This window comes from Streptomyces sp. SID14436 (assembly GCF_010548465.1).
Lineage (GTDB): Bacteria > Actinomycetota > Actinomycetes > Streptomycetales > Streptomycetaceae > Streptomyces.
In genome coordinates, this window is record NZ_JAAGMD010000194.1 from 1 (window position 1) to 11,791 (window position 11,791).

Genomic DNA, 11,791 nt, shown 5'->3' on the forward strand with positions numbered 1-11,791 from the left:
AGCGCCCCCGGCGGCAGGGCGCTCGCCGGCGCGGGCACCACCGGCTCGCCCGCCTCCTCCGGCGCGGCGAGCCCGATCCGCAGGGCGTCCAGCCGCACACCCTCCACCGCCCGTGCCGCCGACCGCAGGACCGACGCCGCGGCCCGCTCGGCGATCCATGCCCCGTCCCGGGGCCCGCCCAGGGGGAGGAACCGTCCCAGCCCCACCTGTTCCCGCACCGCTCGCGTCCACCGATCCGCCGTCATTCCTCCAGCCTGCCGTATCCCTGGCGCGCGATCACGCAACCGCGCATACCGTGGTCATGAGGACCACGACCGGAAGGACGCGCGGCATGACCGACATGACCGAGGGCGGCTCCACGAGGGCCGCCGAGCTGGAGAAGACGTCGAACGAGACCTCCCCGCGCAAGGGGCAGGCCACCCGGCGCGGCGGCGGCGACCCGGCCGGCCGGGGCCGGACCACCATCGCCGACGGCGTGGTCGAGAAGATCGCGGGCATGGCCGCCCGGGACGTCCTCGGCGTGCACGCCATGGGCAGCGGACTCTCCCGCACCTTCGGCGCCGTCCGCGACCGGGTGCCCGGCGGGACCAAGTCGGTGGCCCGGGGGGTGAAGGCCGAGGTCGGCGAGGTGCAGACCGCGCTGGACCTGGAGATCGTCGTCGACTACGGGGTGTCCATCAAGGACGTCGCCCGGGCCGTGCGGGAGAACGTCATCGCGGCGGTGGAGCGGATGACGGGCCTGGAGGTCGTCGAGGTCAACATCGCGGTCAGCGATGTGAAACTGCCCGACGAGGAGGACGACGAGGAGCCGGAGTCCCGGCTTCAGTGAGCCGCCGGCCGGGCAGACGGACAGGCAGACGCACGACGGACGGCGCCGCGGACCGACGGCGGCGCGGCGGGACACGGGCGCGCGGCCACGGCGGCGCGCCCACGGGGACGAGCGGTGACGTACGGCTGAGGAGCTGAGGAGCGCACCATGAACATGGCCGTGGTCGGCATGATCGCCGGCATGGCACTGGGCTTCGCCGGATACTTCGGCGGGTTCGGGGCATTTCTGCTGGTGGCGGCCCTGGGCGCCGTGGGGTTCGTCGTCGGGCGGTTCCTCCAGGGAGACCTGGAACTCGGTGACCTCTTCCGTCCCCGTGACGAACGGCGGCGGTGACGCCGGTGAACACGGTGGCCGGTGAACTCGGCCGCGGCCCGGCCGTCGTGACGCCGGGCGAGCGCGGTGCGACCCGGATCGCCGACCGGGTGATCGCCAAGATCGCCTCCCGGGCGGCGCGCGAGGCGGTGGAACCGCTGCCGCCGGACGCTGCTGCCCCGCACGCGACGGTCGTCGTCCACCACGACACCGCCCGCTTCCGGGTGCACGTCGAGCTCGACTACCCGGGCGACCTCGGCGACCGCTGTGCGCGGGTGCGCCGCAGGGTGACCGAGCGGGTGACCGATCTGGTCGACCTGCACGTCACCGAGGTCGTCGTGCAGGTGGAGCGGCTGCACCTGGCGGCGGCCCTCGGCGCGGCCCGGGGGAGGACGCGGTGAGCGGGCCCCCGGACACCGGGACGGACGCGCAGACCACCGGACGCCCCGGACCCGGTCCCGGGACCGAGGAGGCACCCGGCGGGCACCGGCGTCTGTGGTCCGCGCGCCGTGTTCCCGCGGCCCTGCTGGCCCTCGCCCTCCTGGTGGTGGCGGGCGCCTTCCTCTACGACGTGGCCGCCGTCCGCGCCGGCCGGCCCGCCATGGCCTGGCGCCGGGAACTGGCCCGGCAGCTCGCCGAACGCCCCCTGGACGACATCTGGGTGCTGGTCGGCGCCGGTGCCGCCGCCGCGCTCGGACTGTGGCTGCTCCTCCTCGCGCTCACCCCCGGCCTGCGTGCCCTGCTCCCCATGCGGCGCACCCACCCCGACGTGCGGGCCGCGCTGCACCGGGACGCGGCGGCGATGGTGCTGCGGGACCGTGCGATGGAGGTGGCCGGTGTGCAGTCGGTGCGGGTCCGCACCACCCGGCGCCGGGCCGACGTCCGCGTGGTGTCGCACTTCCGCGAACTGGACGACGTGCGCGGCGACCTGGAAATGGTGCTGGGCGAGGCGGTGCGGGGGCTGGGCCTGGCCCGGCCGCTCGGGCTGTCCCTGCGGGTGCGCCGGCCCGGACGGAAGGGGTGAGGTCCGTGCCCGGAGTCGTCAACCGCGTGCTGCTGGGCGTCGTCGGCCTGGTCCTGCTCGCGCTCGGCGGGTCGGTCCTGGCGATCGGCCTGGGCGCGCCGGCGCCGTCCTGGTGGCTTCACGACGGACGGCACGACGTGCTGCTGGACCAGGCCGAACGCACCCGGTGGCGCTCGGAGGGCTGGTGGTGGCCCGTCGTCATCGCGGTGCTCGCGGTGCTGGTGCTGCTGGCCCTGTGGTGGCTGGTCGCGACGCTGCGCCGGCGGCGTCCGGCCGAGGTGTTCCTCGACACCGGCGACGGCGAGGGCGCCACGGTGCGCGGACGCGCCCTGGAGGACGCGCTGGTCGAGGAGGCGGGCCTGCTGGAGGGCGTCCACCAGGCGCGGGCCCGGCTCACCGGGCGGCGGGACGCGCCGGCCGCCCGGGTCCGGCTCCTCCTGGAACCCGACGTCGACCCCGGCACCGCCCTGGACGCCCTGACCGCCGGCGCGCTCACCCACGCCCGCGAGTCGGCGGGCCTGCAGGCGCTCCCCTGCGAGGTGCGCCTGCGCGCGGTCAAGCACGGCGCGGAGCGGGTGAGCTGACTCCCCGCCGGTCCGTCCCCGCCGGTCCGTCCCCGCCGGTCCGTCCCCGCTGGTCCCCCCGCCGGTCCGGCCCCCGGGTCAGAACCCGTGCCGTACCCCGCCGTCCACCGGCAGCATCACGCCCGAGAGGTAGGACGCCGCGGGCGACAGCAGGAACGCCGCCGTGCGGCCGAACTCCTCCGGGGTGCCGTAGCGGCGCAGGGGGATGCGGGACTCGGCGGCCCTGCGGGTGGTCTCCGGGTCGGCCGACAGGGCGTCCAGCTCCCGGACCCGGTCGGTGTCGATCCGGCCGGGCAGCAGGCCCACCACGCGGATGCCGCGCGGGCCCAGCTCGTCCGCGAGGGACTTGGCGAAGCCGGCGAGCCCGGGACGCAGCCCGTTGGAGATGGTCAGCCCCGGGATCGGCTCGTGCACCGAACCGGACAGCACGAAGCCGATGACGCCGCCCTCGCCGAGTTCCGCCGCGGCCGCGCGGGCCAGCCGCACGGCGCCCAGGAACACCGACTCGAAGGCCGCCCGCCACTGCTCGTCGGTGGTGTCCGCGACGAACCCGGGCGGCGGCCCGCCCACGCTGACGAGGATGCCGTCCAGGCGGTGGAACCGCTCACGCGCGGTCGCGACCAGCCGGGCCGGAGCCTGCGGGTCTGCGTTGTCGACGGCCACCCCGACCGCGTTCGGGCCCAGCGCCGCGGCGGCCTCGGCGACGCTCTTGTCCTCCCGCCCCGTGACGACCACCTTCGCGCCGTCGGCGACCAGCTCGCGCGCGGTGGCGTGGCCCAGCCCGCGGGTCGCCCCGGTGACGACGTACACCCGGTCCTTCAGTCCAAGATCCATGGACCTATCCTGCCTCCTCGCCGCCGAACAGGGCGAGGGCGGTGTTCACCAGACCGATGTGACTGAACGCCTGCGGGACGTTGCCGAGCTGCCGTTCGCCCACCGTGTCGTACTCCTCCGACAGCAGGCCCACGTCGTTGGCGAGCCCCAGCAGCCGCTCGAACAGCTCCCGGGCCTCGCGCGTCCTGCCGGTCATGTGCAGGGCGTCCGCGAGCCAGAACGAGCACACCAGGAAGGTGGCCTCGTCGCCGGGCAGCCCGTCGACCGCGGTCGTCGCCGCCGGCGTGTACCGGCGCAGCAGCCCGTCCCGCCCGAGGTCCGCGCGGATCGCCTCGATGGTGCCGAGCACCCGCGGGTCGTCGGGCGGCAGGAAACCCACCCGCGGGATGAGCAGCAGGGCCGCGTCGAGCTCGCGCGAGCCGTAGGACTGGGTGAAGGTGTTCCGCTCATTGTCGAAGCCCTTCTCGCACACCTCCCGGTGCACCTGGTCGCGCAGCTCGCGCCAGCCGTCGAGGTCGCCGTCGAGCCGCGGGTCGTCCTCCAGGGCGCGCACCGCCCGGTCGGCGGCCACCCACACCATGACCTTCGAGTGCACGAAGTGGCGCCGCCCGCCGCGCACTTCCCACAGTCCCTCGTCCGGCTGCTGCCACACCGTGCGCAGGAACTCCATCAGCACCGTCTGCAGGGCCCACACGTCCGGCTGCGGCGACAGGCCCGAACGGCGGGCCAGGTCAAGGGAGTCCATGACCTCGCCGTACACGTCCAGCTGGAGCTGGTTGACGGCGTCGTTGCCGACCCGGACCGGTGCGGCGCCGCCGAAACCGGACAGCCACGGCAGTTCGAACTCCGGCAGCCGCCGCTCGCCCGCCAGGCCGTACATGATCTGCAGATCGGCGGGGTCTCCGGCGACCGCGCGCAGCAGCCAGTTCCGCCACGCCTCCGCCTCCTCCTGGTACCCGGCCGCCAGCAGCACGTTCAGGGTCAGGGTGGAGTCCCGCAGCCAGCAGAACCTGTAGTCCCAGTTGCGCACCCCGCCCGGGTCCTCCGGCAGCGAGGTGGTGGCCGCGGCGACGATGCCGCCGGTGGGGGCGTAGGTCAGCGCCTTCAGGGTGATCAGCGACCGGACCACCATGTCCCGGTGCGGGCCGTCGTAGCGGCAGCGCGCCGCCCACGCCTGCCAGTCCGCGACACTGTGCCGCAGCGAGGTGTACGGGTCGACGAGCGGCGGGCGCGGCTCGTGGGAGGGGTGCCAGGTCAGCACGAACGCGACCCGCTCGCCCTCCCTGACCGTGAACTCCGAGACGGTGCCCATGTCCTCGCCCCAGGTGCGCACCTCCGGATCGCTGCGCAGCCACACCGAGTCGGGCCCGGCGACCGCCACCCGGTGCCCGTCGGCCCGGCGCACCCACGGCACCACCGAGCCGTAGTCGAAGCGCAGCCGGAGCGTGCTGCGCACGGTCACCTCACCGCGGACGCCCTGCACGATGCGCACCAGGTCGGGTGCCCGGTGGCGCTGCGGCATCAGGTCGGTGACCCGGACGGTGCCCTCGCCGGTGTCCCACTCGGTGTCCAGGACCAGGGTGTCCGGCCGGTAGGCGCGCCGCGTGCAGCGCTCCGCGCCCACGGGGGCGATGCGCCAGTGCCCGTTGTCCTCGTCGCCGAGGAGCCGGGCGAAGCAGGCCGCGGAGTCGAAGCGGGGCAGGCAGAGCCAGTCGACGGAGCCGTCCGTGCCCACCAGGGCAGCGGTCTGTTCGTCGCCGATGAGCGCGTAGTCCTCGATACGGGTCACGAGGTGCGGGTTCCCGGCCTCCCCGGGCCGCAATCAGGGGTGGAGCCGGGGGAGTGACGGGCCGTCGGCGGACGGGGAACCGTTGCCGGAGAAGATGACGCCGGGGTCGGCGGGGGCCTGGTTGAGCACCCACAGCCCGATCAGCACGGCCAGCGCGAAGACGACGGCGACGAGCACCGTGAGGACGAGCCGCCGGCGGCGTTCCCGGCGCAGCCAGGTGCCGCGTGCCGTGCGGTAGGCGTCCGGGTCGGGCAGCACGCCCCCGGCGAGCGCCTGGAGGGCGTCGCGCAGGTCCTGTTCGGTGCGGTCGGCGCCCGGCGGGCGGGGCACGGCCCGGTCGTGGTGCGTGCGGTCCGCACCGGTGCCGGGCGACGGAGTCGCGTCTCGCTGCGTCATCGCCGGGCCTCCATCGCCTGGGTCAGCGCGGCGATGCCGCGCGAGGTGTGCGTCTTGACGGAGCCGCGCGTGATGCCCATCGCGGCGGCGATCTCGCGCTCCTTCAGCCCGAGCCAGTGCCGCAGCACCAGGGCCTCGCGCTGCCGGGCCGGCAGCTGCTGGAGCGCGTCGATCAGCACCCGCTGGTCGTCCCGCAGCAGCGCGGTGTTCTCGGCGGACGCCACGGTGTCGTCCGGCGGGGCCTGCGGCACGACGCGGCGCACGACCTGGAGGTGCCGTATCCGCATCCGGGTCAGATTGCAGACGGTGGAGCGCAGATACGCCTCGGCCGCTCCCACGTCCTTCAGCCGCCGCCACTTGCGGTAGATCTGGTAGTACGCCTCGGCCACCACGTTCTCCGGGTCGTCGGCGCCGAGCAGCACGGCCAGCCGCAGCATGGAGGAGTAGTGGGCCTCGAAGAGGCGGGCGACCCCGGCCTCCCGTTCGAGGTCGGCCGGGCCGGTGACGGGCGGGGTGAGCGGTTCGGCGCGGACCGCCGCCGGGGGTGGTGCCGGGGCGGGCACCGCCGGGGCGGGCGGCAGAGTGCTCGGGGACTGCTGTCGGCGTCTCACGGGTTGTTCGCTCCCGTCTCCGGGCGCCGCCTGACCATCAGGCGGGACGGCAGGTCGGTGGCGTCCGCGCCGCGCGGGACGCCGAGGCGGTGCAGCGCCGCGGTGCAGGCCACCGCGACGGTCAGGTTGAGCACGAGGGCGGCGACCCCCGCGTAGATCTCCAGCGGTCCGCCGCCGGGGCCGAGCGGCACGATCGAGGAGAACCCCTCGCGCACCACCAGCCACGTCCCGGTGACCATGCCGGCGGCCCAGCCGGCGAGCAGCGCCCGCGGGTGCAGCCACCGCGTGTACAGGCCGACCGCCACCGCGGGGAAGACCTGGAGGATCCACACCCCGCCGAGCAGCTGCAGGTTGATGGCGTCCTGGTCGCGCAGCCCGAACACGAACGCCACGGCACCCAGCTTCGCGGTGAGGGACACCGCCTTGGCGATGCGCACCTGGCGTTTCGGGGTGGCCGTCGGATGCACGTACTCCACGTACACGTTCCGCACGAAGCTGGTCGCCGCCGCGATCGACATGACGGCCGCCGGGACCAGCGCGCCGACCACGATCGCGCCGAACACCAGCCCGGCCAGCGGGCCCGGCATGAGCCGGTCGACGAGCATCGGCACGGCCGCCTCCGCGCCGCCCTCGGGCGCGCGCACCCCGGCCGCGAGGGCCGCGATGCCCAGGAAGCCGAACAGGGCCAGCAGCGCGGTCCAGGCCGGCAGCCCCGCCGACACCTTGCGCAGGGTGCGTGGCCCGTCGGCGGCGAAACCGGCGGTGAGGACGTGCGGGTACATCAGCAGGGCCAGCGCGGAGCCGAGGGCGAGGGTGGCGTAGGCGGGCTGCTGCTCGGGGGTCAGCAGCAGCGGGGAGTGGGCCGTGTCCGTGCCGCCGAGCGCGCGGGCCGCCCCGTCGAAGACGGCACCGGGCCCGCCGAAGCGGCGCAGCACCAGCCAGCACACGGCGGTGAGCGAGACGAACACCGCGACCGCCTTCAGGGCCGCGATGACGGTGGGCGCCCGCAGCCCGTGCCGGTAGGTCGCCACCGCCAGGCCGGCGAAGACCGCCACCATCACCAGGTCGCCGGTCGCGCCGTGCGGGTACAGGCCGCCCGCGGCGAGCACCGCCCGGATCCCGAGCAGTTGCAGCGCCAGGTACGGCATCGTCGCGAGGATCCCGGTCAGCGCCACCACCAGCGCCAGGGGCGGCGACCCGTACCGGCCGCGCACGAAGTCGGCAGCGGTGACGTATCCGTGCCGCCGGGCCACGCTCCACAGGCGGCTCAGCAGCACGAAGGCCAGCGGGCAGACGATCACGGTGTACGGCACCGCGAAGAACGCCGGCGCGCCGTTGCCGTACGCCAGCCCCGGGACGGCGGTGAAGGTGTACGCCGTGTAGACGGTGCCGCCGAGCAGCAGCCAGGTCCAGCCGGCCCCGAGGCTGCGGTCGGCCAGCGCCCAGCCCTCCAGCGAGGGCAGCCGGTCGCTCGGCCGGAGCCGGCGCGCCGTGACGGCGAGCAGCGACGCCCCGCCGATCACGGCGAGGAACGTCGTGGTCATGGCGCCGTCGGCCATGCGTCACCGTCCTTGGTGTGCCCTGTACCCGCTGGAGAGTTGCGCCGACGGCCGTGGTGGAGGACAGGAACCGGACGGCCGTCCGTCCCGGGCGCGGCGCGGGCCGCGTCCCCGAGCCCGCAAACTCTCGCACACGCGACGGGCGGCCGGGAGAGGGGCGCAGGTCACGGCTGTCCCGGGCGGCTCCCGGGCGGGGGGAGGGGCCGGCGGGGGCACCGCTCAGACGGTGGCCGGTTCCGATTCCTCGGCGTCCGCGGGCCCGGCTGCCTCCCGGGCGGCCCGCTCCCGCGTCTCACGGCGCACCAGCACGGCCCAGCCGACCGGCACGGCCGCGGCGAACAGCCACCACTGGAGGGCGTAGGCGTAGTTCAGCGCCGTGTTCTCCTCGCCCGGGCTGCCGATCATGCGGGGGCTGCCGCCGCTCGGCTCCGGCGCGGTCTGCACCACGTGGCCGCCGAGCACCTCGGCCTTCAGACGCCGGGCCTCCAGCTCGCTGTTGATCAGCATGATCTGCCGGTCGGGCAGACCTTCGAGGTTCTTGATGCCGCTGGCCTCGGTCGTCTCGTCGGGCATCAGCCGGCCGGTGATCGTGACCTCGCCGGAGGGCGGCGGGGGGATGTCCGGGAAGGTGGTCTGGCTCGGTCCGTCCGAGGGGATCCAGCCCCGGTTGACCAGCAGGATCCTGCCGTCCTGGAGGACGAACGGGGTCAGCACGTGGTAGCCGACCTCGTCGTCGGAGTTCGTGCGGCGGCGGACGACGACCTCCCGGTCCGTGTCGAACCGGCCGGTGGCGGTCACCGTGCGGTACCGCTCCTCGCGGGTGACGGCGTGTCCCGGGGAGGCGAGCCGCTGCACCGGTACGGGCTCCGCGTCCAGCGCCTCGGCGACGAGCCGGTTGCGGGCGGACCGTTCCTCGTAGCGGTCCATCTGCCAGAAGCCCAGCCGGATCATCGTGGGGATGAGCAGCAGGGCGACCAGGGTGATGGTCACCCACTGGCGGGACAACAGGAAGCGGTACACCCCACGACCGTACAACTCGGTCGCGGGGTGCACGGAGGCGGGTACGGCGTCATACCCGGTCGACGATGCCCGCCTTTCCCTCCGCGCGGGCGCAGTGGGCACCGCAGTACCAGTGGCCGTCGGCCTCCACGCCCTGGCCGATGATCTGCACCCGGCAGTGCTCGCAGATCGGGGCCATGCGGTGGATCGCACAGGAGAAGCAGTCGAACACGTGCACGGCCCCCTGGGCGTGCACCTCGAAGGTCATTCCGTAACTGTTGCCGCATACTTCGCATGTCGCCATGCGCCACAGGGTGAGCCGTCGCTCCGCGCGGGGCGAGCGGGCGGCAGGCGCGTCGCCCGGCAATCACCCGTCCGTACGGTCGCGCGGACGGCCGGGCGCGGACCGGCCCGGCTCAGTCCTCCGAGGCGGGTTCGACGTGGCCGAGCAGCTGTCCGAACGCGGCCTCGTCCACCACCGGCGTGCCGAACTGGCGGGCCTTGACCACCTTCGACGTCCCGGACTCGGGGTCGTTGGTGACCAGCAGGCTGGTCAGCCTCGACAGGCTGGTGGCGACATGCAGGCCGGCCTCGGTCGCCCGGTCCTCCAGCAGGTCCCGCTCGACGGAGGTGTCACCGGAAAAGGCGACCCGCATGCCCTGCTTGAGCGGTTTGCCAGGTTCGTACCGTCCCGGGTTGGGGTACGGGCACGCGGGCCGCTTGCGGGAGGGCCGCCAGGTGCCCGGACGGCCGCCGTAGCCGCCCTGCGGTCCGATCCGCGGCCGGTCCGTCCACTCCGTCAGCGGCCGGCACTCGTGCAGCGGCAGCCGCACGTTCCCCGCCGCCGCGGCCCGCAGGCTGGGCCGGAACGCCTCCGCCAGCACCCGCGCGTCGTCCAGCGCGTGGTGCGCCCGCTGCTGCACGACACCGAAGTGCGCGGCGAGCGACTCCAGCTTGTGGTTGGGCAGCGGCAGCCGCAGCTCCTTGGCGAGGGCGATGGTGCACAGCCGCTGCCGCACCGGGGCCTCGACGCGCGCGCGGGCGTACTCCCGGGCGATCATCTGCCAGTCGAACACCGCGTTGTGCGCCACCATGACCCGGCCCCGGAGCCGCTCCGAGAACTCCGCGGCGATGTCGCCGAACAGCGGCGCGCCCTCGAGCGCCTCGCTCGTCAGGCCGTGGATCCACACCGGGCCGGGATCCCGCTCCGGGTTGACCACCGTGTACCAGTGGTCCTCGACCTCGCCGCGCGCGTCCAGCCGGTACACGGCCGCCGAGATGATGCGGTCGTCCCGCGCCAGCCCCGTCGTCTCCACGTCAACGACCGCGTACCCCTGGGGATACGCCGCCGGCCACACGCCGGGGAAGGAGGCAGCGGTCGTCAGGTCTTCGAGCATGGTCACTGAGGATACGGGGCCCGGCCGACAGTGCGGTCCGTCAGGTGCCGTGCGGCACGCGGGCGTTGGGATGCCGGGAATGTCCGCGAGGAGCCCTTTGTGTGGGTGCCGGGGCGTCGCGCGGCCGACGGGCCGGGCGGCCAGGGCGGTGTGCCGGGCCGGGGGCGGAGACAGGGCCCCCGGCCCGACGACGTGTCAGGTCCCGTGTTGCGGCGGGCCGGTGGGCCGCGCCGTCACCAGCGGATCGGCACCGGGAGGGCGGTCAGCAGCCCCGACACTGCCACCACCAGCCCCAGGACGAAGACCTCCGCCCGCGCGGGGGAGCAGGCGGACAGCGGATCGGCCGCCCGGGCCAGCCGGATCCGCGCCCACAGGGCGAGGGCCGCGACCCCCGCCATCAGCAGCACCTTGGCGAGCAGGACCCGGCCGTAGGCGGTCCCGGTGAGCTGCTCCATGATGGTCTCCGGCGGCATGCGGCGCAGCGAACTGCCGATGCCGGTCGCGGTCAGCGCGGCCAGCAGCACGGCGGCCACGCGCGCGTAGAGCCCCAGCAGGGCGCTGCCCGCCTCGGAGATCCGCCACCGCGCGATCGTGCGCAGGGTGTACACCAGGCCGCCCACCCACATCGAGGCACACGTCAGGTGCACCAGCGTCAGGCCGGAACCGAGCAGGGGCGAGTACTCGGTGGTGGGGTGCGCGCGCAGCGCCTCCGCGACGACGACGGCGGCCAGCGGCCACACCTGGGTGCCGGGCCGGGCCGAGGCGGCGCACAGGGCGGCGGCCAGGAAGCCGTTGACCTCCAGGAGGGCCAGCTTGCCGTCCCGGGTGGAGTAGAGGCCGCCGACGTCGATGTCGGCGAGGCCGCTCGGCACGAGGTTGCCGGTGGCCACGACGGAGGCCAGGGCCAGGGCGGCCGCGAAGCCCACGGAGTTGGCCACGGTGGACCAACTGCGGGGCAGCAGCGGGGGAGCGCCGGGCACGGAGCGGACCAGCCGCCGCACGAACAGCTCGCCGACGGGTACGGCCAGCGCCGCGAACAGCACCGTCCGCAACAGGGCTATGCCTCCTGTGCCGGGTGCGGGGTCCTCCCCCGTGCCGTCCAGCGCGGGCGCCGGGCCGAGCAGGGGTATGAGCGCGCCCACCGTCACCAGCACGAGGACGGCGACGGCCGGGCCGATGCCGGAACGCCGCGCGCCCCTGTGCGCACCGGTCGTCCCGGACCTGGGATTTGTCAGAGTCACCCCAGGATCTTCACAAGCACACACAGAGCCGGGCAAGCCCGGGGCGGAAGTGGGTCGCGACATTCCGTGTGTGATGCATGTTTTCCGGGCGCTTTCCGGTGCGAACCTCCGAACGCCGTCGCGGCACGACGCTCGTGCCCCGCCGTCCCGGCCGGGGCGGCGGGGGAGCACCCGCGCGTGCGACGGCCCGGCACGGTCACCGCCCGGCGCGCCCGC

General features: G+C 74.9%; 14 protein-coding genes and 1 pseudogene. 5 read left to right on the plus strand and 10 right to left on the minus strand.

Annotation, left to right across the window (positions count from 1 at the left end):
- Positions 1-245: pseudogene (locus G3I53_RS07010) on the minus strand (nucleopolyhedrovirus P10 family protein); the annotation flags it as partial.
- 86 nt (positions 246-331) lie between these two features.
- Here G3I53_RS07010 and G3I53_RS07015 point away from each other — a divergent pair.
- From G3I53_RS07015 to amaP, 5 genes are all read left to right on the plus strand, one after another.
- On the plus strand, positions 332-829 hold the full coding sequence (locus tag G3I53_RS07015) for an Asp23/Gls24 family envelope stress response protein (protein ID WP_164334557.1): 498 nt from the start codon (positions 332-334) through the stop codon (positions 827-829).
- Between the two features lie 147 nt (positions 830-976).
- Entirely contained in the window at positions 977-1,162 is a 186-nt protein-coding gene (locus G3I53_RS07020) for a hypothetical protein (RefSeq protein ID WP_164334556.1), read from the plus strand.
- Positions 1,159-1,542, plus strand: coding sequence for a hypothetical protein (locus tag G3I53_RS07025; protein ID WP_164334555.1), 384 nt, complete (start codon positions 1,159-1,161; stop codon positions 1,540-1,542). The genes G3I53_RS07020 and G3I53_RS07025 overlap by 4 nt, the downstream gene beginning before the upstream one ends.
- 92 nt (positions 1,543-1,634) lie before the next feature.
- Positions 1,635-2,165 carry a DUF6286 domain-containing protein gene (locus tag G3I53_RS07030; protein WP_164438135.1) on the plus strand — a complete coding sequence of 177 codons (531 nt, stop codon included), beginning with the start codon at positions 1,635-1,637 and terminating at the stop codon, positions 2,163-2,165.
- Positions 2,162-2,749: an alkaline shock response membrane anchor protein AmaP gene (gene amaP, locus G3I53_RS07035; protein WP_164438131.1), complete on the plus strand. Its 588-nt coding sequence runs from the start codon at positions 2,162-2,164 to the stop codon at positions 2,747-2,749. Before G3I53_RS07030 ends, amaP begins: the two co-directional genes overlap by 4 nt.
- Positions 2,750-2,827: 78 nt before the next feature.
- On the opposite strand, the gene G3I53_RS07040 is transcribed toward amaP, so the two are convergent.
- From G3I53_RS07040 to G3I53_RS07080, 9 genes are all read right to left on the minus strand, one after another.
- Complete coding sequence (locus G3I53_RS07040; protein WP_164438132.1) at positions 2,828-3,583, minus strand: SDR family oxidoreductase; 756 nt, start codon at positions 3,581-3,583, stop codon at positions 2,828-2,830.
- A 4-nt stretch (positions 3,584-3,587) separates the two neighbouring features.
- Complete coding sequence (locus G3I53_RS07045; RefSeq protein ID WP_164438133.1) at positions 3,588-5,372, minus strand: glycoside hydrolase family 15 protein; 1,785 nt, start codon at positions 5,370-5,372, stop codon at positions 3,588-3,590.
- A 33-nt stretch (positions 5,373-5,405) separates the two neighbouring features.
- Entirely contained in the window at positions 5,406-5,768 is a 363-nt protein-coding gene (locus tag G3I53_RS07050; protein WP_203592640.1) for a hypothetical protein, read from the minus strand.
- On the minus strand, positions 5,765-6,379 hold the full coding sequence (locus G3I53_RS07055) for a sigma-70 family RNA polymerase sigma factor (RefSeq protein WP_164338458.1): 615 nt from the start codon (positions 6,377-6,379) through the stop codon (positions 5,765-5,767). Before G3I53_RS07055 ends, G3I53_RS07050 begins: the two co-directional genes overlap by 4 nt.
- The gene (locus G3I53_RS07060) at positions 6,376-7,938 is read right to left on the minus strand and encodes a sodium:solute symporter (RefSeq protein WP_164438134.1); all 1,563 of its coding nucleotides are present in this window, start codon (positions 7,936-7,938) and stop codon (positions 6,376-6,378) included. The genes G3I53_RS07055 and G3I53_RS07060 overlap by 4 nt, the downstream gene beginning before the upstream one ends.
- Before the next feature lie 219 nt (positions 7,939-8,157).
- Positions 8,158-8,958: an SURF1 family protein gene (locus tag G3I53_RS07065; RefSeq protein ID WP_205076610.1), complete on the minus strand. Its 801-nt coding sequence runs from the start codon at positions 8,956-8,958 to the stop codon at positions 8,158-8,160.
- Between the two features lie 49 nt (positions 8,959-9,007).
- Positions 9,008-9,241 (minus strand): hypothetical protein, encoded by a 234-nt coding sequence (locus G3I53_RS07070; RefSeq protein WP_142196184.1) that lies wholly within the window; start codon positions 9,239-9,241, stop codon positions 9,008-9,010.
- A 112-nt stretch (positions 9,242-9,353) separates the two neighbouring features.
- Complete coding sequence (locus G3I53_RS07075) at positions 9,354-10,334, minus strand: DEDDh family exonuclease (protein ID WP_164333549.1); 981 nt, start codon at positions 10,332-10,334, stop codon at positions 9,354-9,356.
- A gap of 233 nt (positions 10,335-10,567) precedes the next feature.
- A complete protein-coding gene (locus G3I53_RS07080) occupies positions 10,568-11,575 on the minus strand; it encodes a CopD family protein (protein ID WP_343239661.1) in 1,008 nt (335 codons plus the stop codon).
- Positions 11,576-11,791: the final 216 nt, after the last annotated feature.

Bases quoted from the DNA above. Each gene is read 5' to 3' on its own strand.
- G3I53_RS07020 (WP_164334556.1), top strand. From the start codon at position 977: ATGAACATGGCCGTGGTCGGCATGATCGCCGGCATGGCACTGGGCTTC.
- G3I53_RS07015 (WP_164334557.1), top strand. From the start codon at position 332: ATGACCGACATGACCGAGGGCGGCTCCACGAGGGCCGCCGAGCTGGAG.
- G3I53_RS07040 (WP_164438132.1), bottom strand. From the start codon at position 3,583: ATGGATCTTGGACTGAAGGACCGGGTGTACGTCGTCACCGGGGCGACC.
- G3I53_RS07060 (WP_164438134.1), bottom strand. From the start codon at position 7,938: ATGGCCGACGGCGCCATGACCACGACGTTCCTCGCCGTGATCGGCGGG.
- G3I53_RS07070 (WP_142196184.1), bottom strand. From the start codon at position 9,241: ATGGCGACATGCGAAGTATGCGGCAACAGTTACGGAATGACCTTCGAG.
- G3I53_RS07050 (WP_203592640.1), bottom strand. From the start codon at position 5,768: ATGACGCAGCGAGACGCGACTCCGTCGCCCGGCACCGGTGCGGACCGC.
- G3I53_RS07075 (WP_164333549.1), bottom strand. From the start codon at position 10,334: ATGCTCGAAGACCTGACGACCGCTGCCTCCTTCCCCGGCGTGTGGCCG.